Origin of the sequence: Brachybacterium muris, from assembly GCF_016907455.1 — a bacterium.
GTDB lineage: Bacteria > Actinomycetota > Actinomycetes > Actinomycetales > Dermabacteraceae > Brachybacterium > Brachybacterium muris.
In genome coordinates, this window is the sequence record NZ_JAFBCB010000001.1 from 35,289 (window position 1) to 56,423 (window position 21,135).

20 protein-coding genes and 1 pseudogene are annotated in these 21,135 nt (G+C 67.4%); 13 read left to right on the forward strand and 8 right to left on the reverse strand.

From position 1 onward, the window contains the following. The first annotated feature begins 9 nt into the window (after positions 1–9). From JOD52_RS00170 to JOD52_RS00215, 10 genes are read left to right on the forward strand one after another with little or no spacing between them, the layout of a single operon-like run. A complete protein-coding gene (locus tag JOD52_RS00170) occupies positions 10–894 on the forward strand; it encodes a glycosyltransferase family 25 protein (protein WP_204408396.1) in 885 nt (294 codons plus the stop codon). Beyond that, on the forward strand, positions 891–1,598 hold the full coding sequence (locus tag JOD52_RS00175) for an acylneuraminate cytidylyltransferase family protein (protein WP_204408397.1): 708 nt from the start codon (positions 891–893) through the stop codon (positions 1,596–1,598). Before JOD52_RS00170 ends, JOD52_RS00175 begins: the two co-directional genes overlap by 4 nt. Then, positions 1,595–3,844, forward strand: coding sequence for an N-acetylneuraminate synthase family protein (locus JOD52_RS00180; protein WP_376983566.1), 2,250 nt, complete (start codon positions 1,595–1,597; stop codon positions 3,842–3,844). Before JOD52_RS00175 ends, JOD52_RS00180 begins: the two co-directional genes overlap by 4 nt. After that, positions 3,835–4,938, forward strand: coding sequence for a glycosyltransferase family 4 protein (locus JOD52_RS00185; protein WP_204408399.1), 1,104 nt, complete (start codon positions 3,835–3,837; stop codon positions 4,936–4,938). Before JOD52_RS00180 ends, JOD52_RS00185 begins: the two co-directional genes overlap by 10 nt. Continuing rightward, on the forward strand, positions 4,935–6,167 hold the full coding sequence (locus JOD52_RS00190; protein WP_204408400.1) for an ABC transporter permease: 1,233 nt from the start codon (positions 4,935–4,937) through the stop codon (positions 6,165–6,167). The genes JOD52_RS00185 and JOD52_RS00190 overlap by 4 nt, the downstream gene beginning before the upstream one ends. A gap of 38 nt (positions 6,168–6,205) precedes the next feature. Beyond that, the gene (locus JOD52_RS00195) at positions 6,206–7,237 is read left to right on the forward strand and encodes a glycosyltransferase family 4 protein (protein WP_420887410.1); all 1,032 of its coding nucleotides are present in this window, start codon (positions 6,206–6,208) and stop codon (positions 7,235–7,237) included. A 52-nt stretch (positions 7,238–7,289) separates the two neighbouring features. Further along, complete coding sequence (locus JOD52_RS00200; protein WP_204408402.1) at positions 7,290–8,081, forward strand: hypothetical protein; 792 nt, start codon at positions 7,290–7,292, stop codon at positions 8,079–8,081. Further along, entirely contained in the window at positions 8,078–9,037 is a 960-nt protein-coding gene (locus JOD52_RS00205) for a glycosyltransferase (protein ID WP_204408403.1), read from the forward strand. The genes JOD52_RS00200 and JOD52_RS00205 overlap by 4 nt, the downstream gene beginning before the upstream one ends. Continuing rightward, positions 9,034–10,173, forward strand: coding sequence for a glycosyltransferase (locus JOD52_RS00210; RefSeq protein ID WP_204408404.1), 1,140 nt, complete (start codon positions 9,034–9,036; stop codon positions 10,171–10,173). Before JOD52_RS00205 ends, JOD52_RS00210 begins: the two co-directional genes overlap by 4 nt. Further along, positions 10,170–11,498 (forward strand): ATP-binding cassette domain-containing protein, encoded by a 1,329-nt coding sequence (locus JOD52_RS00215; protein WP_204408405.1) that lies wholly within the window; start codon positions 10,170–10,172, stop codon positions 11,496–11,498. Before JOD52_RS00210 ends, JOD52_RS00215 begins: the two co-directional genes overlap by 4 nt. Positions 11,499–11,598: 100 nt before the next feature. Here the strand turns inward: JOD52_RS00215 and JOD52_RS00220 are convergent, their stop codons facing one another. Genes JOD52_RS00220 through istA form a run of 4 tightly spaced genes read right to left on the reverse strand, consistent with a single transcriptional unit; the run spans position 11,599 to position 14,948 of the window. After that, positions 11,599–12,345, reverse strand: coding sequence for an ATP-binding protein (locus tag JOD52_RS00220; protein ID WP_338124028.1), 747 nt, complete (start codon positions 12,343–12,345; stop codon positions 11,599–11,601). Continuing rightward, positions 12,342–12,638: a hypothetical protein gene (locus JOD52_RS00225; protein WP_204408406.1), complete on the reverse strand. Its 297-nt coding sequence runs from the start codon at positions 12,636–12,638 to the stop codon at positions 12,342–12,344. The genes JOD52_RS00220 and JOD52_RS00225 overlap by 4 nt, the downstream gene beginning before the upstream one ends. 4 nt (positions 12,639–12,642) lie before the next feature. Further along, on the reverse strand, positions 12,643–13,389 hold the full coding sequence (locus JOD52_RS00230) for an ATP-binding protein (protein WP_338124028.1): 747 nt from the start codon (positions 13,387–13,389) through the stop codon (positions 12,643–12,645). Beyond that, the gene (gene istA, locus JOD52_RS00235; protein WP_204408388.1) at positions 13,386–14,948 is read right to left on the reverse strand and encodes an IS21 family transposase; all 1,563 of its coding nucleotides are present in this window, start codon (positions 14,946–14,948) and stop codon (positions 13,386–13,388) included. The genes JOD52_RS00230 and istA overlap by 4 nt, the downstream gene beginning before the upstream one ends. A gap of 168 nt (positions 14,949–15,116) precedes the next feature. Here istA and JOD52_RS00240 point away from each other — a divergent pair. The 3 genes and pseudogenes from JOD52_RS00240 to JOD52_RS17825 all read left to right on the forward strand — a co-directional run. Further along, a pseudogene (locus JOD52_RS00240) lies at positions 15,117–16,073 on the forward strand (Mu transposase domain-containing protein); the annotation flags it as partial. Next, complete coding sequence (locus tag JOD52_RS00245; protein WP_338124028.1) at positions 16,070–16,816, forward strand: ATP-binding protein; 747 nt, start codon at positions 16,070–16,072, stop codon at positions 16,814–16,816. The pseudogene JOD52_RS00240 and the gene JOD52_RS00245, both read left to right, overlap by 4 nt. A gap of 134 nt (positions 16,817–16,950) precedes the next feature. Continuing rightward, a complete protein-coding gene (locus JOD52_RS17825) occupies positions 16,951–17,346 on the forward strand; it encodes a glycosyltransferase (RefSeq protein WP_420887417.1) in 396 nt (131 codons plus the stop codon). A 15-nt stretch (positions 17,347–17,361) separates the two neighbouring features. On the opposite strand, the gene JOD52_RS00255 is transcribed toward JOD52_RS17825, so the two are convergent. From JOD52_RS00255 to JOD52_RS00270, 4 genes are read right to left on the reverse strand one after another with little or no spacing between them, the layout of a single operon-like run. Further along, a complete protein-coding gene (locus tag JOD52_RS00255) occupies positions 17,362–18,330 on the reverse strand; it encodes a glycosyltransferase family 2 protein (protein WP_204408408.1) in 969 nt (322 codons plus the stop codon). Then, entirely contained in the window at positions 18,327–19,178 is an 852-nt protein-coding gene (locus JOD52_RS00260; RefSeq protein ID WP_204408409.1) for an alpha-1,2-fucosyltransferase, read from the reverse strand. The genes JOD52_RS00255 and JOD52_RS00260 overlap by 4 nt, the downstream gene beginning before the upstream one ends. Further along, positions 19,175–20,179, reverse strand: a complete 1,005-nt coding sequence (locus JOD52_RS00265) for a hypothetical protein (RefSeq protein WP_204408410.1) — start codon at positions 20,177–20,179, stop codon at positions 19,175–19,177. Before JOD52_RS00265 ends, JOD52_RS00260 begins: the two co-directional genes overlap by 4 nt. Continuing rightward, a complete protein-coding gene (locus JOD52_RS00270) occupies positions 20,176–21,135 on the reverse strand; it encodes a glycosyltransferase (RefSeq protein ID WP_204408411.1) in 960 nt (319 codons plus the stop codon). The genes JOD52_RS00265 and JOD52_RS00270 overlap by 4 nt, the downstream gene beginning before the upstream one ends.

Genomic DNA, 21,135 nt, shown 5'->3' on the forward strand with positions numbered 1-21,135 from the left:
GGACGTGCTATGACCGCGCAGCCCACCCCGACGCGAGTAACCAGCTCTTCACGGATCCCGGGGATCACGAAGTACAGAGTCATCGCGCTCCCCGACTCCGACCGTCTGACGCAGTTCTTCACACGCCCCGGGGCCGACATGTTCGAGGTGTTCCCCGCCGTGGACGGCCGCTACGGGATGGGAGTCGAAGGATTCAACTCGCGTCGCGCTTCGGAGCTCTACGGGCGGGAGACCAGCGCTCCCGAGAAGGCGATCACATTGAGCCATCTCGGCGTCATGCGCGAGTTCGCTCAAGAGCAAGGATCGGACGACGACTTCTTGGTTGTCGCCGAGGACGATGCCCAGCTCGGGGATGACTTCGAAGAGATCCTGAGCCGGCTGATGGAGACGAGCCGTGGCCTGGGGATCGTGGTCCTCGCTCATCCGCAAGGCATCGCAGGCAGCCGCCAGGCCGTGGAGACGAACGGTTGGAAGCTGTTCCTCTCGCCTCTCGCAACACGCCTTCGCAGCTCGAGCGGCCGGACCTACCGCCGCGGCCACTACTCCGGTGTGCTCTGGGGTGCCGTGCTGTACGTCGTCCGTCGCGATGCGGCACGACGATACGCCCAGATGGCGGACTCGACCGGAGGGCCAGCGTGGCTCGCAGATGACTGGTGGCGGATCTCCCAGTACGCACACGTGGACGTGCAGGTCCTGCTACCGAACCTGGCGTACTGGACGGCGGAGTCGACGTTTCGCGGCGTCTCAGCCGAGCGCGACGAGGCCCCCAAACTTGGGGCTCGGGTACGTCAGTCTCTCGCCCTGCGCACACGCGTGAAGGTGCTTCGCAACGGCACAGCGGTGGCGCTGAGGGAGATCGCCGATCGCGTGGAGACGGGGGAGTGGTATCGATGACCGCCCTGGTCGTGATTCCCGCGCGGGGCGGCTCCAAGGGCATCCCGCGCAAGAACCTGCTGAGCGTGGGCGGGCGGCCGCTGATCGCCTGGACGATCGCGCAGGCCCTCGAGGCGCAGCAGGACGATGACGTGATCGTCGCCGTCTCCACGGAGGACGCGGAGATCGCGGAGGTCGCCGCCGCGCACGGCGCGCGCGTGATCCAGCGCCCCGCCGAGCTCGCGACCGACGACGCCCCCACCGAGCCGACGGTCCTGCACGCCATGGACGTGGTCGAGGCCGAGGGCACGGCGCTGGACGCCGTGGTGCTGCTGCAGGCCACCTCACCCGTGCGCCGCCCGGACACGATCCGCCGGGCGCTCGCCATGTTCCGCGAGAAGGGCGTCGATGCGCTGGTGGGCGTGGTGCCGGAGTCGCCGTTCTTCTGGCGCCTTCCGGAAACGCCCGGGCAGAGCGCCCGCGCCGCCTACGACGTGGACGCCCGACCCCGCCGCCAGGAGCTGACCGCGCAGCAGATGCACTACTTCGAGAACGGCAGCCTCTACGTCACGGCGCCGCACATCTACCGCACCAAGAACAACCGCATCGGCGGGCGCACGGACCTGTTCGTGCTGGACGAGGTGGAGGGCGTGGACATCGACACCCTCACCGACGTGGCCGCCGCCGAGAGCATGCTCGCCCGCCTCGGATGGAGGACCTCGTGATCCTGGACCGCACCACCGCTCCCTACACGGTCGACGTCACCGCGACCGTGCTCGAGGCGCTGCGGCGCATCAGCGCGAACAAGGCCCGGGTCGCGTTCGTCCTGGACGAGCACGGCGTCGTGCGCGGCACCCTCAGCGACGGCGACATCCGCCGCTGGCTCGTGGAGCACACCGCCCCCGACCTCGCGGCGCCCGCGGTCGAGGCCGCGAACCCGCGCTTCGTCTCGGTCCCCGAGGGCACCCCGGTCGCTGAGATCACCCCGCTGTTCCGGGACGGCGTGGACCGCATCCCCGTGCTCGACGCGCGCGGCCGCCTCGTCGCCGTCGCCACCCCCGGCGCGCGCACCCTCACCATCGGCCGCCGCACCGTGGGCGAGGACCATCCCGCCCTGATCATCGGCGAGATAGGCAACAACCACCAGGGCGACGTCGAGCTCGCCAAGACCCTCGTGGACCACTGCGTGGCGGCCGGCGTGGACGTGGTGAAGTTCCAGCTGCGCGACATGGCGGCGCTGTACCGCTCCGGCGGCGCCGCGAGCGCCGGCGAGGACCTCGGCCCGCAGTACACGATGAACCTGCTGGCCAAGTACTCCCTCTCCGTCGAAGACATGTACCGCGTGTTCGACCACTGCGCCACGCGCGAGGTCGACGTGATCTGCACGCCCTGGGACCTGCCCTCGGCCGACGCCCTGCAGCGCTACGGCGTGCCTGGCTACAAGATTGCCTCCGCCGACCTCACCAACCACGACCTGCTCGCGCATGTCGCCGGCTTCGGCGCGCCGATGATCGTCTCGACCGGCATGAGCACCGAGCAGGAGATCACCGGCGCCGTCGAGGTGCTGCGCGGCCAGGGCGCCCCGTTCGCGCTGCTGCAGACCCAGTCGACCTATCCCGCGCCCTACAAGGATGTGAACCTGCGGTACATGGACCGCCTCACCGAGCTGGGCGACGGCCTGGTGGGCTACTCCGGGCACGAGCGCGGCTGGCACGTGCCGGTCGCGGCTGTGGCCCGCGGCGCTCACATCATCGAGAAGCATGTCACCGTGGACAAGAACCTCGAAGGCAACGACCACAAGGTCTCCCTGCTGCCCGACGAGCTGGCGCAGATGGTCCGCCAGATCCGCGACGTCGAGGAGGCGCTGGGCACCGACGGCCCGCGCGCACTCTCCACCGGCGAGCTGATGAACCGCGTGAACCTCGCCAAGTCGCTGGTCGCCGCCCGCGACCTGTGCTCCGGCGCCGTGGTCACCGCCGCGGACGTGGACGTCAAGAGCCCCGGCCGCGGCCTGCAGCCCAACCAGCGCGAGGCGCTGGTGGGCACCACCCTGCACCGCGACGTGCCCGCCGGGGACTTCTTCTACTCCGGCGACCTCGCCGGCCGGCCCCGGCAGCGCAGCGGCTACAGCTTCCGCCGCCCCTGGGGGCTGCCGGTGCGCTTCCACGACTTCCGCGCCCTGCTGGAGGTCTCCGAGCCGGACTTCCTCGAGTTCCACCAGAGCGCGAAGGACATGGACCTCGACCTCGGCGAGTTCTTCGCCCCCGGGGAGAAGCTCGAGCAGTTCTTCACCGTGCACGCCCCGGACTTGTACCCGGGCGACTTCCTGATCGACCTGGCCTCCCCAAACGAGGCGGTCTGTGAGCGGTCGATCCACGAGGTGCAGCGCGTGGTGGACCTGGCCCGCGATCTGCGCGAGCACTTCATCTGCGAGCAGGACCCGATCGTGGTGGTCACCATGGGCGGCTTCCTGCCGGACCGGCACGTGCGCCCCGAGGAGCGCCGGCCCATGTACGAGCGGGTGCAGAAGGCCCTGGAGCAGGTGGACGAGGCCGGTGTGCGGCTCACCGCCCAGACCCTCCCGCCGTTCCCGTGGCTGATGGGCGGCCAGCAGTTCCACAACCTGTTCATGGACCCGGAGGACACCGCCTGGTTCTGCGAGACCTACGGGCGCCGCCTCACCCTGGACGTGTCCCACACCAAGCTCGCCGCGAACTTCGCCAAGCGCCCCTTCAGCGAGTACGTGGAGGCGATGGGCCCGCACATCGAGCACCTGCACATCGTGGACGCCGTGGGTGTGGACGGCGAGGGCGTGCAGGTGGGCGAGGGCGAGGTGGACTTCCGTGACCTCGCCGAGCGCCTGGACCGCCTGGCACCGAACGCCCCGTTCATCCCGGAGATCTGGCAGGGCCACGTCAACAACGGAGAGGGCTTCTTCGTGGCCCTGGATCGGCTGCAGGAATGGTTCTGAGCGGAGGGCTCGTCGAGGAGGCGCTCGCGCTGTGGTGCGTGCCCGTCGCCGACCTCGGCGGCGTGGCCCGCCATGTGCTCGACGCCGCCCGTGCCGGGATCCCCGGCTGGCGGCTCGTGGTGCTGTGCCCCGTGGGGCCGCTCGCCGAGGCACTGCGCGCTCAGGGCACGCCCGTGGTGACCGGGCCGGTCTCCCCGGCCGACGGCACCGCCGTCGCGGTGCGCGCCATCCGCCGCACCCTGCAGCGCCTGCGCCCCGACATGCTGCACACCCATCTCGCCTTCGCGGACCTCGCCGGGGTCGCGGCGGTGACCGGGCTGCGCGCCGGCCGCGGGGAGCGGATCCGTCTAATCTCGACCGAGCACGGGATCTCCGGGGTCCGCGGCTACTACCAGTCCGGCGACCTGCAGGCCCGGGTGAAAGCCGGTGCGCATCGCGCCCGCCTGCTGCGCACCGACCGGGTGATCGCCGTCAGCGACTCCACCGCCGCGCAGGTCGCGGCGCAGTGGGGGAGCGGGCAGAAGCTCACTGTGATCCGCAACGGCGTCGACGCCCCGCAGCCCACCCCGCAGCCCCGCGCGGCCCTGCGCGTGCTGTCCCTCGCGCGCCTCGCCCCGGAGAAGAACATCGACCAGCTGATGCAGGCCTTCGCCCACGTCGCCCGCGAGCACCCCGAGGCCCGACTCACGATCGCAGGCCGCGGAACGGAGGAGGGCGCGCTGCGCACCCTCGCCTACTCCCTCCACCTCGAGGACCGGATCGACTTCCCCGGCCATGTGGATGCGGGCGAGGCACTGCGAGCCCACGACGTGGTCGTCCAGCTCTCCGCCTGGGAAAACCTCTCGTACACGCTCCTGGACGCCGCCGCCCACCGCCTCGGCGTGGTCGCGACCGACGTGGGCGGGAACGGAGAGATCCTGCCGGGGCGGTGCCTGGTCACGGCAGACGAGGCGCGCTTGCCGGAGTCCGTGGCCGCGCGGATCGTCGAGCAGGGGCTCGACCTCGCGGCGCGGCCCGTATCTGCGGAGCACGGGCTCACCGTCGCGGAGATGACCGCGGCGATCGCGGACGTGTACCGGGAGGTGGCCGCATGAGCCACCGCACCGCCGCACGGGAGGCGACGATCGACCGCACCGCCACCGCGATCGGCTCCCGACTGCGCACCGAGACCTCGGGTGTGCTGTCTGCGGTCGGGAAACTGCGCATCCCGGAGTTCGTGCTGTTCTTCGGCCTGATCTTCGAGGGATCGATGTTCGGCTTGCCGATCCCGCTCAACCAGGTAGTGATGGTCGGGATCATCCTGCTCGCGATCAGCCGTCGGCCGCAGGTGGAGCTCGGCCGGCTGCAGATGCTGGTGCCGCTGCTGGTGATCGGCTTGTTCTACATCGGGTTGATCTCGATGTTCGCGGATCCCTCTGAGTTCGCGTTCGACTGGAAGCGACGGCTGATCAGGCTGGCTCTGACGGCGGTACTGCTCACGGTCCTCGCCTCGGGCCGCATCGACTTCCGCTCCGGTCTGGCAGGTCTCGGCGTGGGGATGCTGTTCAACGCATTCGCGTTCTACAGCGGGTTCGCGCCGGACAACTACGGGGGATACCTCTCGGGCTTCTTCGAGGACAAGAACGTGGCGGGCATGGCCTATGTCGTCTTCGGGGTGCTGATGCTCGCTGTGGTGGAGCGTCGCTGGGCGAGGGTGCTGCTGGTCCTCCTCATCGGAGTCCTCGTCTGGGAGACGGGCTCTCGCACGTCGATCGCCGCTCTCGCGGCGGGGGTGGGATGGATCGTCCTGGCGCCGAAGCTGTCGGTCCTCGGGCGGTGGCTGCTGGGGATCGTGATCGTGATCGGCGTGTCCCAGGTCGCGGAAGATTACTCCCAGATCGGGGTCTTCTCGGATCGAGAGGGATCGGATCTGCTGCGCAGTCGGATCGACGCGGCCTCCGAGGTCAAGGTGCACGACGCCGGCTTCTTCGGCTCGGGACTCGGCGAAGCCTACGTGGTGTTCGACGATGACCCGGGTAAGGTCTGGCTGTTCCACAACTCGTACTGGACGGCACTGGTCGAGGGCGGGTGGCCGTGGCTGCTCATCGTTCTCGGAGTGACCGTGGTGTTCGCTCTGCGCCCGTTCACTCGCGAGCTGAGCCGTCAGGAGATCGTCGCCCAGGCAGCGACCGTGACCACGCTGATCTGCGCCTGGCGCCTCGGCGAGGTGCTGTTCACCCTCCAGTGGGCCCTCGTCATCGCCATCGCTCTGTACACCCATGCGCGTGCGCGGGACAGATCGATGGCGGGCGAGCCCTCGGCGGACGAGGTGGGAGCTCGGTGAGCTTTCCTACGATCGCGATCGCCACGAACAACGGCGACATGGGCGGTGGCGAGGTCATGCTGCTCAACATCGCGACAGCGCTGCGGTCGATGGACATCGACGTGACGGTGCTGGCGCCGACCGCGCCAGGAGAGCTGCTCGACGAGGCACGAATGCGCGGCTTCGACGTGGTGCCGTTGAAAGCATCAACCCGACTCGGGTACATGCGCGCGCTCGCCGCTTGGCGGCTGCGGAACCTCACGGTCCCGCTGTGGTGCAACGGGCTGGTGCCGACCGCCGCGACGATCGGGATGGGGCCGAGGATCGCCCACTTGCACATCCTCCCCACCGGACTGAACGCGGTCGCAGCCCGGATCGGTCGCTTCGGCGCTGCACGGGTCCTGGTCCCCTCGCGCTTCATGGCCTCCCGGATCCCCGGCACTCAGGTGCTGGAGAACTGGACCGAAGACATCGCCTTCCTGGACAGAGAGCTTCGACCTGAAGGGCTGCTCCGCGTGGGGTTCCTCGGCCGCCTCACGAAGGACAAGGGCGTGCACGTGCTCGCTCGCGCGATGGCCGAGGTGATCGCACGGTCGGAGTGCGAGGTGCGTCTGGTCCTCGCCGGCGAGAACAGGTTCGGGGACTCAGAAGACGATCGAGAGATCCAGGCCACCCTCGAGCCCCTCACGGGAGCCGTGGACCTTCTTGGCTGGGTGCGCCGGGAAGAGTTCTTCGACCAGGTGGACCTGGCAGTGTTCCCCTCCGTGTGGGAGGAGCCGTTCGGGCTCGTTGCTGCTGAGGCGATGGCGCGAGGGGTGCCGTTCGTGATCTCGGATGCCGGCGCACTTCCTGAAGTGGCGGGTGAGCACTTCCCGTGGATTGCTCAACGAGGTAACTCTGCAGACCTTGCCGAGATCATCCGCGGGGCACTCGCTTCTCTGGACGCGTCCGGGCGAACTCTCGAGAACAGCCGCGCACGCTGGGAGACGTGCTACTCCCCGCGGGCCGGATCCCGCAGAGTTGCCGAGCTCCTCGGGTCGATGAAAGGACGGTTCGACGTAACGACTGCAGGAAGAGGACGAAATGCGTGACCAGAGAGTTTGTCTGGTCTCAGGAGGCGATGAGGTTCGGCTCCGCTCCTATGTGAACCACCAGATCTACGCCCAGGAGCATGGGCTGGACTACCGCTTGGAGATCGGTCTAGGCGAGGGGGTGACGAACAAGTTCTTCTACAAGACGACGATCCTCCGCAGGATCCTGCCCAGATATGACTGGATCGCATGGATTGATGATGATGCGTTCTTCACCGACTTCACCCGGAACACGATCGCCGAGCTGGTCGATGCTGCCGAGTCCGAGGGCAAGTTCCTCGTCATCGCGGAAGGACCGGAGGAACCTAACGGCTTCTGGTCTCGCATCAACACCGGAGTCATCCTCCTGAAGAACGACAGCCGAGGCGAGCAACTGCTGGACCGCATGTGGAACGCGGACCTCGGCGCTGTCAGGGACTGGTGGGATGACACGCGGGATGGCGTCTTCACCGGCGGCGATCAGGACCAGATGTGGTGGGTGCTGCAGGAGACCGGCCTCATCTCGGAGACGACGATAGTCGGACACCGCGAGCTGAACTCGCGGGGCCATTTCTACGAAAACTCGTTGGACGAGGCTGCGGTCATGCACTTCTGCGGGCATCGGGACAAGCCGCTCGGAATCGCAAGGTTTGCTGAACGATTCCACGTTGGGCATGAGCTCGTGCCCGAGGAACTGCTGGACAAGTACAGCGTCACCGTCAGGTCGCCGATGAGTAGGACGGAGCGGTCCGTGAGGGCGTTGCGCCAGGAAGCGATCGGTCGGGCCAAGCCGTATCTGAAGCCGATGGTCGTCCGCTGGCGTGAATATTCACGAGCGAGAGCGGGAAAGGGCGGGGTACGGTGACGAGGAAGCGAGAGGTCGATGCGACCGTCATCGTCCCGTCGTACCGAGGAGTGGATCGGCTGCCGCTGCTGCTGGACAGCCTGGCCGCCCAGAAGAGCGGTACGCCTCCCTTCGAGGTCATCGTCGTCGTGGACGGTGTCGATGACGGCTCGGTGGCGCTTCTCGAGAACGAGTCGAGGCTCGACCTGCGCAGCATCGTCTTCCCGGAGAATCGCGGGCGCGTCGGCGCGCTGAATGCAGGTTTCGAGGCAGCTCGCGGTGACGTGCTGATCCGCTGTGATGACGACCTCGTTGTCCCACCCGACTATGTCGCCGTGCACGTCGAGGCGCACACCTCGAGCGGGACCGTCGGTGTCGTCGGCCCGACCCGGGACATCCATGTCCCCAGCCGATACGCACGCGCTTACGGCGAGGACGCGGCGAGTAGGTCTTTCGCCCACGTACTCAGCCGGCCGTCGGCCGAGAGGTGGCGACTCTGGGCCGCGAGCTGCTCGGTCACCCGGGAGACCTGGGAGTCGATCGGGATCTACGACGACAGGTACAAGGGCTACGGCTGGGAGGACGTCGACTACGGCTACAGGCTCCACGCTGCGGGCCTTCCGATCGAGGTGGTGGAGGCCGCGACGGCAGAGCACCACGGGCCGGCCCGCACAGCCCGTGTCCGCGCGGTGAAGGCATTCGAAGCAGGAGGGGCACGTGCGACCTTCCGAAGGCTGCACCCGGAGGCTCCGATCGGGTCACCAGCAGCCGGAGACGGGCTCTGGGGGGCGGCGGTTCGTCTCACCGCGTCGTCCATGCAGTGCAGGCGAGCGGTGGAGCGACGAGCTGGGTGGGTGGACCGAATGCTCCCCCTTGTCCCGACTCCCGTGGGTCGAAAGCTCGTCGCACTCGCCGTCGAGGGAGCCGGCCTGGCAGGGGCGAAGCGCTCCGACGACGATGGGGGAAGACCCCGATGAGTACACGGATCGCGATCGCTCACGACTACCTCACGCAGCGTGGGGGAGCGGAGCGAGTGGTGCTCTCCCTCGCCACGGCGTTCCCCGAGGCGGAGATCCACACGCTGTTCTACGAGCCGGAGCAGACCTACCCGGAATTCCGGGAGATGCGGATCCGCACCAGCGGTCTGAACCGCATCGGCGCGTTCCGGCGGGATCCCCGGATCGCCTTGCCTCTCCTCGCCTCAGCCTCGTCGCGGATGAGGGTCGATGCGGATGTCGTGATCGCCTCGTCCTCTGGATGGGCGCATGCCTTCCCGACGAGCGGTCGGAAGGTCGTGTACTGCCACTCGCCAGCCCGCTGGCTCTACCTGCCCGACGACTACCTCGGTGAAGCCTGCCCGCTCGATCCGAAGCGGATCGCGCTCAAGGCGCTCACTCCGTACCTCACGAGATGGGACCAGCGCGCCGCACGGACGGCGGACCAGTACCTTGCGAACTCGTCCGTCGTGCGTGAACGGATCCAGCGCGTCTACGGGATCGACGCCCCCACACTGTTCCCGCCGTTCAGCCCCGCCGTCGCCGAGGGAGAGCAGGAACCGATCCCGGCTCTCGCCGGGTGGGCCGGGGAAGACGGGACCGAAGGCGGCCACTACCTGGTGGTCTCGAGGCTCCAGCCGTACAAGCACGTCGACGCCGTCATCGAGGCGTTCGGCGACATGCCGGGGCGACGGCTGCTCGTGATCGGCCGTGGGCCAGAGAAGCAGCGACTATTGGAGATGGCGCCCGCGAATGTACGCCTGGTCGAGGGGCTGTCTGACGCGCAAATGCGGTGGGCGTACGCCCATGCCACGGCGCTGATCGCCGCGAGCCACGAGGACTTCGGGCTTACGCCGCTCGAGGCGGGAGCTCATGGAATCCCGACCATCGCGCTGCGTGCGGGCGGGTACCTCGATACGGTGCAGGACGGCATTAACGGAGAGTTCTTCGACTCTCCGGAGGCCAGCACGATCCGCCATGCGATCGAGCGCTTCTCCAGGGCCTCCCAGCTCGATGCCCACGCTATCCGCGCGAGAGCGGAGCAGTTCTCCGAGGAGCGCTTCCATGCCGAGCTGCGCACGATTACTGATGACCTCAGAAGGAGCGCGTCCCGGTGACAGTTCAGCAGAGCCCGAAAACGCCCGAGGCGCGGGACGAGCGGAAGACCGGGACGCTTCGCCTCCTGCTGCGGCTTCTCGATCGACCGACACGGTGGCGACTCGTGATCGCCGCGGCGCTCTCGGGCGCCCTTGCACTCCTGGAGACCGTGGCGATCGTGACCGTGCTCCCGCTGGTCCAGATCGCCACCGGGGCGCCGCTCGATGACGGGGCGACCGGAATGGTGTGGGATCTGCTGGGCCGACCGGGACGGGGAACGTTCGGCATGATCCTCGTCGGTGTCGTGGTGGGGCTCTTCATCCTGAAGGACGTCCTCGCGGTGGCCTTCGTCTGGTGGCAGTCCGGGTTCGTGATGGACAAGCGGGTAGAGATGTCCACCAGGCTCTTCCGTGGATTCCTTCGTGAACCGATGGCGGAGTTCCGCCGTCGGAACATCGGCGAGTCGATCCGCACCATGAACGCGGCAGTCGGGCAGGTCTTCGGCTCGGTGAGCTCGGTGATCACGATCGTTTCGACGGGCCTCACCGTCACCGCGATCGTTGCTGCGCTGCTCGTTACCACCCCGGTGCAGGCACTCCTCGCCATCCTCTACTTCGGCTTTGCGGCTCTCGCATATCTTCGGATCGTCCGTCCTCGTCTCTCGCAGGTCGGCGAGGACATCATGGAGGGTTCGAAGGCGGCGACCATCGCAGGCCTCCAGGGCCTGCAGGGCTTCAAGGAGGTCAAGGTCCGCGGATCCGCGAAGTTCTTCATCGGGCGCTTCACCAACGGTCTCCTGTTGAACGAGCGTGCCGCGCGCGAAGGCAACTTCTTCAGCTCGATCACCAAGTATCTCTTGGAGATCCTGTTCATCCTCGGGGTCGGGGCTCTCCTCGCCGTCAGCTTCCTCTCCGGTGCCGAGAACCAGGCTGTGGGCTCGCTGGCGCTCTTCGTCGCGGCAGGATTCCGGCTGCTGCCAAACATCTCCTCCCTCGTGGGGGCGGTGAATGGCTTCCGAATCGGTAGAGCGTCGGTCCTCCTGGTCGAGGAAGAACTGCGAGGAGCAGGTGAGTCTGCGGAGGAGGCGCAACCCGGGCAGGACGTACCGATGACGCTCACCAAGTCGCTCACGATCGACGGCGTCCGGTATCGCTACCCCGGAGCCGAGCACGACGTGCTGAGGGGAATCGATCTGGACATCCCCGCAGGGAGCTCGGTCGCTTTCGTCGGGTCATCGGGTGCAGGGAAGACAACCCTCGTGGATATCGTGCTCGGCCTGCTCAGCCCGACCGATGGTGCCGTGAAAGCCGACGGCGTGGATATCGCCGTCAGTGAGTATTCGTAGTCGTGGGAGCCACCGAATCTTGCTCTTGGGGACCGCCGATCGTGCCGACGGGGGCCAGTAGCCGCCGCGGTGGGGACCACTGGCTCCCGCCGGCATCGGGTCACTGGGGCAGTGCGGTGTGTTCTCGCATGTTCCTGTCGCCGGTGTCGATCCAGATTGTGTTGTGCACGATGCGGTCCATGATCGCATCGGCGTGGACTGCTCCACCGAGCCGGGCGTGCCAGTCCTTCTTCGGGTACTGGGTGCAGAACACGGTCGAGCCGGTGTCATAGCGGCGCTCGAGCAGTTCCAGCAGCATCGAACGCATTCCCTCGTCAGGATGGTCCAGCAGCCACTCGTCGATCACCAGCAGCGAGAACGTGGAGTACTTCCGCAGGAACTTCGTCTGGCCCTGCGGCTTGTCCTTTGCCAGGGCCCAGGCCTCTTCGAGGTCGGGCATTCGGATGTAGTGGGCTCGGAGCCGGTGCTGGCAGGCCTGCTTCGCCAGCGCGCAGCCGAGGTAGGACTTCCCTGAGCCGGTGAAGCCCTGGAAGACCACGTTCTGTTGCCGCTGGATGAAGGAGCAGGTTGCCAGTTGCGCGATCACGTTCCGGTTCAGTCCCCGTTCCTCGACCAGATCCAGCCGCCGCAGGTCCGCTCCGGGATAACGCAGCCCCGCCCGGCGGATCAGACCCTCGACCTTTCCATGATTGAAGATGGAATGCGCCTCGTCCACGATCAGCTGGAGCCGTTCCTGGAACGACATCCCCAGCACGTGAGCCTCATCCTGGGCATCGATCGCGTCCAGCAGCGCGGTCGCGCCCATCTCGCGCAGCTTCCGCTTCGTGTCGTTATCGATCACGCTCACCGGACACCTCCGGCGTAGTAGTCGGCGCCACGGACGTATCCGCCGTCTTCCGCGGGTTCCTCGCGGGGTGGACGCAGGGCGGCGACCTTGTCCTGCCCGGTGGCCAAGATCGGGTGCAGATGCGCATAGCGCGGTGAACGGACCCGTCCCGTCAGCGCGAGTGCGCAGGCCGCCTCGACCCGATTGAGTATTCGTAGTCGTGGGAGCCACCGAATCTTGCTCTTGGGGACCGCCGATCGTGCCGACGGGGGCCAGTAGCCGCCGCGGTGGGGACCACTGGCTCCCGCCGGCATCGGGTCACTGGGGCAGTGCGGTGTGTTCTCGCATGTTCCTGTCGCCGGTGTCGATCCAGATTGTGTTGTGCACGATGCGGTCCATGATCGCATCGGCGTGGACTGCTCCACCGAGCCGGGCGTGCCAGTCCTTCTTCGGGTACTGGGTGCAGAACACGGTCGAGCCGGTGTCATAGCGGCGCTCGAGCAGTTCCAGCAGCATCGAACGCATTCCCTCGTCAGGATGGTCCAGCAGCCACTCGTCGATCACCAGCAGCGAGAACGTGGAGTACTTCCGCAGGAACTTCGTCTGGCCCTGCGGCTTGTCCTTTGCCAGGGCCCAGGCCTCTTCGAGGTCGGGCATTCGGATGTAGTGGGCTCGGAGCCGGTGCTGGCAGGCCTGCTTCGCCAGCGCGCAGCCGAGGTAGGACTTCCCTGAGCCGGTGAAGCCCTGGAAGACCACGTTCTGTTGCCGCTGGATGAAGGAGCAGGTTGCCAGTTGCGCGATCACGTTCCGGTTCAGTCCCCGTTCCTCGACCAGATCCAGCCGCCGCAGGTCCGCTCCGGGATAACGCAGCCCCGCCCGGCGGATCAGACCCTCGACCTTTCCATGATTGAAGATGGAATGCGCCTCGTCCACGATCAGCTGGAGCCGTTCCTGGAACGACATCCCCAGCACGTGAGCCTCATCCTGGGCATCGATCGCGTCCAGCAGCGCGGTCGCGCCCATCTCGCGCAGCTTCCGCTTCGTGTCGTTATCGATCACGCTCACCGGACACCTCCGGCGTAGTAGTCGGCGCCACGGACGTATCCGCCGTCTTCCGCGGGTTCCTCGCGGGGTGGACGCAGGGCGGCGACCTTGTCCTGCCCGGTGGCCAAGATCGGGTGCAGATGCGCATAGCGCGGTGAACGGACCCGTCCCGTCAGCGCGAGTGCGCAGGCCGCCTCGACCCGATCTACGGAGAAGCGGCGAGAGAGCCGTAGCACCGCCAACGCGGGATCCAGGCCCTGTTCCACGATCGGCACGGACTCGAAGATCCGCTGGATCACGATCACCGTGGCCGGCCCGACCCGATCTGCCCACGCCCGCACCCTCTGCGCGTCCCAGGCCTGGAAACGCTCGCCCGCAGGTAGGTCCGCGTCGTTGGTGCGGTACTCATTGCTCGCGGTCTCCGGGAGCAGCAGGTGACTGGTCAGTCGCTGGCTGCCCTGATAGATCTCCAGCGTCCGGGCCGTGATGCGCAGATCGACCTTCGCGCCGATGTGCGCGAACGGCGCGGAGTAGAAGTTCCGCGCGAACGTGACGTGCCCGTTCCTGCCCACTCGTCGTCCGTAGTGCCATGTCGAGATCTCGTAGGGCACCGCCGGCAGCGGCGTCAGCAGCGGCCGCTCCTCCGCGTCGAACACGCTGGCGCGGGATCCGGGCCGCTTCTGGAACGGCTCCGCGTTATAGGCCTCCATCCGCTGCCCGATGGCGGCTGCAAGTTCGGGCAGGGACGTGAATCGCTGATCCCGCAGCCCGGCGATGACCCAGGTCGCGACGTGCGCGACGGTGTTCTCCACGCTCGCCTTGTCTTTCGGTTTCCGCACCCTCCCCGGGAGCACCGCCGCCGAGTAATGCGCTGCCATCTCGCGATACGCATCGTTCAGGACGATCTCGCCCTCGCGGGGGTGCTTCACCACACCGGTCTTGAGGTTGTCCGGAACGATCCTCGGGACCGTCCCGCCCAGCGCCTCGAACATCGCTACGTGCGCTCGCAGCCAGGACTCCTGGCGCATATCCAGCGCCGGGAAGCAGAACGCGTAACGAGAAAAAGGCAGGCAGGCAACGAACAAGAACACCTTCGAGACCTCGCCGGTGACCGGATCGGCCAGCTCCATCGTGGGGCCGGACCAGTCGACCTCCACGCTCTGGCCGGCCTTGTGACCGACTCTCGAAGCGGCACCGGTGACCATGACGTGGTGCTGGTAGGTGCGGCAAAACCGGTCATACCCCATCGCCGGATCCCCAGCCGCCGTGGTCGCGTCGAAGTACTCGCCGTGCAACAGCTTCAGCGTCACGCCGACCCTGGCCATCTCTCGATGGACCTGTTCCCAGTCCGGCTGTGCGAACACGCTCTCGTGCTCGCCCCGGCCCGGGAACAACCGGGCATACACCTGCTCATCGGCGACGTCCGCGATATCGCCCCACCCGATCCCTGCAGCGTCAGCGGCCTCGAACACCGCCCTCACGGACTTGCGGGACATGCCCTGCGAGGACGAAATCGCTCGCCCCGACAGACCTTCTGCGCGCAGCTGGAGCACCAGCTTCGCCCTGATCTTCCGTACCATTCCAGATTGCTCCTTCCGCCGCGTGCCCTATACACACGGCGGAAGGAGCGTAGACAGAGCGGCCCCAACGACACCACTGGTGGTCCCGAACGACGCCACCGCTACGGCAGCGACGTGGCACCCGAACCCTCGATCAGCGGACCCCAGCGAGGCGAATATTCACTGGGCGGGACGGTCCCGAGGATCGTTCCGGACAACCTCAAGACCGGTGTGGTGAAGCACCCCCGCGAGGGCGAGATCGTCCTGAACGATGCGTATCGCGAGATGGCAGCGCATTACTCGGCGGCGGTGCTCCCGGGGAGGGTGCGGAAACCGAAAGACAAGGCGAGCGTGGAGAACACCGTCGCGCACGTCGCGACCTGGGTCATCGCCGGGCTGCGGGATCAGCGATTCACGTCCCTGCCCGAACTTGCAGCCGCCATCGGGCAGCGGATGGAGGCCTATAACGCGGAGCCGTTCCAGAAGCGGCCCGGATCCCGCGCCAGCGTGTTCGACGCGGAGGAGCGGCCGCTGCTGACGCCGCTGCCGGCGGTGCCCTACGAGATCTCGACATGGCACTACGGACGACGAGTGGGCAGGAACGGGCACGTCACGTTCGCGCGGAACTTCTACTCCGCGCCGTTCGCGCACATCGGCGCGAAGGTCGATCTGCGCATCACGGCCCGGACGCTGGAGATCTATCAGGGCAGCCAGCGACTGACCAGTCACCTGCTGCTCCCGGAGACCGCGAGCAATGAGTACCGCACCAACGACGCGGACCTACCTGCGGGCGAGCGTTTCCAGGCCTGGGACGCGCAGAGGGTGCGGGCGTGGGCAGATCGGGTCGGGCCGGCCACGGTGATCGTGATCCAGCGGATCTTCGAGTCCGTGCCGATCGTGGAACAGGGCCTGGATCCCGCGTTGGCGGTGCTACGGCTCTCTCGCCGCTTCTCCGTAGATCGGGTCGAGGCGGCCTGCGCACTCGCGCTGACGGGACGGGTCCGTTCACCGCGCTATGCGCATCTGCACCCGATCTTGGCCACCGGGCAGGACAAGGTCGCCGCCCTGCGTCCACCCCGCGAGGAACCCGCGGAAGACGGCGGATACGTCCGTGGCGCCGACTACTACGCCGGAGGTGTCCGGTGAGCGTGATCGATAACGACACGAAGCGGAAGCTGCGCGAGATGGGCGCGACCGCGCTGCTGGACGCGATCGATGCCCAGGATGAGGCTCACGTGCTGGGGATGTCGTTCCAGGAACGGCTCCAGCTGATCGTGGACGAGGCGCATTCCATCTTCAATCATGGAAAGGTCGAGGGTCTGATCCGCCGGGCGGGGCTGCGTTATCCCGGAGCGGACCTGCGGCGGCTGGATCTGGTCGAGGAACGGGGACTGAACCGGAACGTGATCGCGCAACTGGCAACCTGCTCCTTCATCCAGCGGCAACAGAACGTGGTCTTCCAGGGCTTCACCGGCTCAGGGAAGTCCTACCTCGGCTGCGCGCTGGCGAAGCAGGCCTGCCAGCACCGGCTCCGAGCCCACTACATCCGAATGCCCGACCTCGAAGAGGCCTGGGCCCTGGCAAAGGACAAGCCGCAGGGCCAGACGAAGTTCCTGCGGAAGTACTCCACGTTCTCGCTGCTGGTGATCGACGAGTGGCTGCTGGACCATCCTGACGAGGGAATGCGTTCGATGCTGCTGGAACTGCTCGAGCGCCGCTATGACACCGGCTCGACCGTGTTCTGCACCCAGTACCCGAAGAAGGACTGGCACGCCCGGCTCGGTGGAGCAGTCCACGCCGATGCGATCATGGACCGCATCGTGCACAACACAATCTGGATCGACACCGGCGACAGGAACATGCGAGAACACACCGCACTGCCCCAGTGACCCGATGCCGGCGGGAGCCAGTGGTCCCCACCGCGGCGGCTACTGGCCCCCGTCGGCACGATCGGCGGTCCCCAAGAGCAAGATTCGGTGGCTCCCACGACTACGAATACTCACTTGAGGCGGGAGCGGTGGGTGTGCCGACGCTTGCTCAAGCGACACGCCCGTACCGGGAAGCGGTGACCCCGAACGTTGACGGCGCACTGGTGGAGCAACGCACACTCGATGCGTGGACGGAAGCGATGGATCGTCAGCTGTCTCTGCCGGCTGAACGGCGAAGGATGGGGAAGAACGCTGTCCGGTCAGTTGCTCGTCACAGCAGTGAGGCCGTGGCGGACGACCTGCTGAGGTCGTTGACGGACTTGGCCGTCTCATCCGTTCCCGGGTCGTCCGTGTTCCCGGACGAGGCCTCTGCTGAGGGAACTCCTCTCGAGAGCACCCCCACGGCCAATCCGATGCGAAGCAAGGTGCCCCTGGGGCGCCGAGCGATCCTCAAGGCCCTGGCCGGTGAGGCTCGTACGCCAACACGCTGATCCCGGGGGAGGGGGCTACCGACGGGCGGCGACGATGTCGTCCCAATGGATTGAATCGGTGACAGAGAACGGCACGGTGACATCGCCCGGCTGCCAGGCGTTCTCGGGGATCTTCTCGCCGGAGAGCATGCCGTGCCATGCGGCACGCAGCTCGCTCTCATCCATCGCCCCGAGATGGCGCCAGTGCCACCCCGCATCTGCGTCCAGCTCTGCCGCGTCGAGCGCTCGTGAGCCATGCTCCACCTTGGACCTGAACTGCTCGAAGCTGCGCCAGGGGAGATGGACGATGCCGAGACCCGGGACGATGTCTCCGGGTCGCATCACACGGTGGTTCCCCATGCCGATCACCGTTCCTCGCATCGGGCGGAAGGCCATCTTCGGGTCATGGTGGGCCGTCGGATCCAGTCGCCATGCACCGTCCTGAAGCGGATCGGGAAAGGCGTTCACGAGTTCGGCGACGACGATGGGTGCGGCAGTGCTGCGCAGTACGTCGGCAATGGAGCCGCCCTGTCCCATCCAGCGCTCATCGGCGTCGAAGGGGAGAACCCAGGTGGCGCCCGCTCGTCGTGCGGCATCAGCGAGGACGGTCATCTTCGCGGACTGCTCGAACGCGGTCCAAGAGTCGTCGCCGACGATCACCGGATAATCCCGGCCGACGGAAGCGAGTACATCCCGTGTGGCGTCGGTCGATCCGTTGTCCACGCAGAGCACGCGGTCCACGCCTTGTGATGCCAGCTGAGTGAGCGTGCCCTCCAGGACGTCAGCCTCGTTCCGGACCATGGCGATGCCCCAGATCTCGCCCCGGCCCGCAACCGGCAGCGGGGGAAGGGTGATCCCCTTTGCGGCACGTCGCAGTGCATCACGACGGCGAACTCGGAAGGCGACGGCGTCGGAGGCTGCAGCCGCGCTTCGGCGAGCGACGAAGAGACGATGCTTGGCGGCTCGTGCGGTCGCCAGTGGATCGAATGACGACAGCGCGTTCATCCGGTTGCTCCTCGGCGCGGTGAATACTCGGTGCGGGGCCAGGACGGGTCGAACATTGGGGCGATGGGGTTGCCATCCGGTGCGATCTCGTGATGGGACGGCGCGATCGCAAGATGCTCGTCGTCGAACGAGGAGGCCAGGTGGCTACCCCAGTAGGAGAATGTCGAGTTCGCGAGGACCAGTGAGGTGGCTGAGGACAGGGCGGCGAGATCGTCGAACGGCGAGGATCTGCCCTCCAGTGTCCGGATGTCGCCGAGCGCAGGCGTGAGCTCCCGACGGCACCAGTCGACGTCGTCGGAGACGACCAGGACGTCGTCGACAGGACGACCGGCCTGTCGCACAAGCTCGACCGCACCGGCGACGTGGCTGTGGATGTCCAGGCCGAATCGTGCGAAGAACTCGGGCACCTCGTAGTAGTCGCCACGACGCACGTTCACGACAAGAGTCTCTTGAGCGATCTGAGCTCGGATCCGTGACCGTCGTGCACGGAAGGCGTCGCTGCTGTCCACGAGCGCCAGGCAGAAGTCCCGGTTCTGCGCGCGATCGAAGTCGTGGTCGAAGAAGAAGCGGGTCGCGAACCGTCGGCGATCGAGGATCGAGACGTCCGTCTGGTCGATCGTGAGGTCCCTGAGGAGCGGGAACTCGTCGATCCAGTCGGGCATGGTGGCGGAACGCAGCACGGCGGCACGTCGTTCGGCGCGTTGTTCCAGATGGGCCCACTGCCAGAGGTAGAGGTTGTTACCGCCTCGGATGGCGTCCGAGGATCCTTGGATGGTGCGTGCTCCGGGACGCTCGCGCACGATGTCCAACAGGCGCCGTGCCGCGCTCTCCGCCGCAGACCTGATCATCGTTTGCACCCTCCCGTCTCGAGTTCGGAGAGCTCATCCTGGAATCGTGCGGACGGTGCGAGTCCGAGCGCGAGAGCGATCTCGTGGATCCTCCAACGCCAGTCCAACGTTGCACGTGCATGAGCATGCGTCTGCTCAGGTATCGACGGTGACCAGCGCTCGACGGCCTCGCAGATCTGCGCGATTCCGCGGGAGAGATCTAAGGAGTCGATCTCGATCGTGCTCGCTGGACCGAGCGTCCGATCGGCGGCTCTCGGCGCGACCCCCACGACGATTGCGCCGGCGCCGAGCGCATCGGTCCAACGGCCGGTGACGTAGTCCCTGGTCGGATGTGTGTAGTCGGCAGGGCTGACGAGATTGGAGAAGGCGAGCACGAACTTGGAGCGCAGTAGGGTCGAGCGCACGTTCTGCTGATTCACTGCAGGATCCGGGTCCATGGCAGGCCGACCCTCGAACGTCAGCCCCACTGCCGCAGCGGCTTCCGCGGTGCGACGGTCGTTGTCCCAGGCGGCTGGCTGTCGCCCGATGCGGAGCAGGTCCACGGGGCGTTCGGTCGGCAGCTCGTCGATCGCGAGCGTGTCCGTGCCCCACGGTGCCCAGTGGATCTGGGTCCCCGTCGTGGACGCCCACTCGTCCTGCAGCTCGCGGTCGGTGATGAAGATGTGGTCGAAGTGGCCACGATCCCGGGCCATGCGCGAGATGCGATCGCTCCAGAACGAGTCGATGACCCAGGCGGCAGTCGTGCGATATCCGGGCAGCCAATGGCGGAGGCGGGCGGCGTAGGCGAGGTGCGCCGGGTTCGAGGCGAGCACGAGAAGCGCTCGGTCTCCTGAGCGTCGCCTCGGGAGCTGGCCGAAGAGTTTTCGGGCGATCGAGACCTCGCCCTGGTCCTGCAGGGTGACGAGGTTGCCCTCGAGGAGCCGTGCGGTGAGATCGGCGAGCTGGTCGATGGGTCCCCAACCGGTGCCGCCCGCTCGGATGTAGAGGATGTCCACGCTCATCGCCTCTGACCCTCCTGCGGAGCGATCTCGGCGGTGCGAGGGGCGGGGGAGCGGCGCAGGATGCGGAATGCGAGGATCCCCTGCAGTGCACCGACGTTCCCGCCGAGGATCCGTGCGGTCCGCAGGCGATCGGCCCGGCGCTGTCGACGCAGGAGCCCCGGGAGATGGTGTGCCACCTCGCGCAGCGAGTACACGGTGCTCGGACCGGACATCCCCTGATCGCGATAACGTGTCCAGAGCAGGATCCGCGCGTAGTTCTGGATCCGCTGCTGCCGGAACAGGGGGCGGGGCGCGTCTTTCAACCGGTAGTGCACCACAGCGCGAGGGCGCACGATGACGCGCACGCCGGCGAGCTGGGCACGCCAGGCGAAGTCGGTCTCCTCCGCCCCGCCCGGGTACGAGTGATCCATCCCGTGCAGCGCGAGATAGCGGTCCCGTCGGACGGCGAAGCCGTTGCCGGGAACCGTGGGGAGGAATCCCGCATACGGCGGCGGGTCGGATAACTCGTCGGCCGCTGGGTCGGGGTCGGGGTCCGGGCCGATGTCGTACGCGCGGAGCACCTCCGCATCATTGAAGCGCTGGTGGTGCAGGGCACCCGCGACGAGGACGTCGGCACCGCGGGTCAGCGGCGCCGACAGCTCGCGCACCCACTGCCGGGACACGAGATCGTCGGCATCGCAGAACAGCAGGATCTCTCCCGCCGCGGCGGCGGCGCCCTGGTTCCGGGCATGGCTGGCACTCGCCGGGCCCGAGGCGTCGACGACCCTCAGGTCCAGGGATCCCGCGTCGTCGAGGGCAAGCCGTGCCGTGCCGTCGGTGCTGTTGTTGTCGCAGACCAGGACTTCGAAGGGGTCGGCGCCCTCCTGGGCGCGCAATGCCTCGAGCTGCTCGCCGAGCACGCTCGCGGCGTTGTGCGCGGGGATGATGACGCTGAGGCGTGGAGGAGTCCCGACCAC

Coding starts and splice junctions, on each gene's coding strand:
- JOD52_RS00170 (WP_204408396.1), top strand. CDS start 10: ATGACCGCGCAGCCCACCCCGACGCGAGTAACCAGCTCTTCACGGATC.
- JOD52_RS00175 (WP_204408397.1), top strand. CDS start 891: ATGACCGCCCTGGTCGTGATTCCCGCGCGGGGCGGCTCCAAGGGCATC.
- JOD52_RS00185 (WP_204408399.1), top strand. CDS start 3,835: ATGGTTCTGAGCGGAGGGCTCGTCGAGGAGGCGCTCGCGCTGTGGTGC.
- JOD52_RS00190 (WP_204408400.1), top strand. CDS start 4,935: ATGAGCCACCGCACCGCCGCACGGGAGGCGACGATCGACCGCACCGCC.
- JOD52_RS00195 (WP_420887410.1), top strand. CDS start 6,206: ATGGGCGGTGGCGAGGTCATGCTGCTCAACATCGCGACAGCGCTGCGG.
- JOD52_RS00210 (WP_204408404.1), top strand. CDS start 9,034: ATGAGTACACGGATCGCGATCGCTCACGACTACCTCACGCAGCGTGGG.
- JOD52_RS00225 (WP_204408406.1), bottom strand. CDS start 12,638: ATGCCGGCGGGAGCCAGTGGTCCCCACCGCGGCGGCTACTGGCCCCCG.
- istA (WP_204408388.1), bottom strand. CDS start 14,948: ATGGTACGGAAGATCAGGGCGAAGCTGGTGCTCCAGCTGCGCGCAGAA.
- JOD52_RS00255 (WP_204408408.1), bottom strand. CDS start 18,330: ATGAACGCGCTGTCGTCATTCGATCCACTGGCGACCGCACGAGCCGCC.
- JOD52_RS00260 (WP_204408409.1), bottom strand. CDS start 19,178: ATGATCAGGTCTGCGGCGGAGAGCGCGGCACGGCGCCTGTTGGACATC.
- JOD52_RS00265 (WP_204408410.1), bottom strand. CDS start 20,179: ATGAGCGTGGACATCCTCTACATCCGAGCGGGCGGCACCGGTTGGGGA.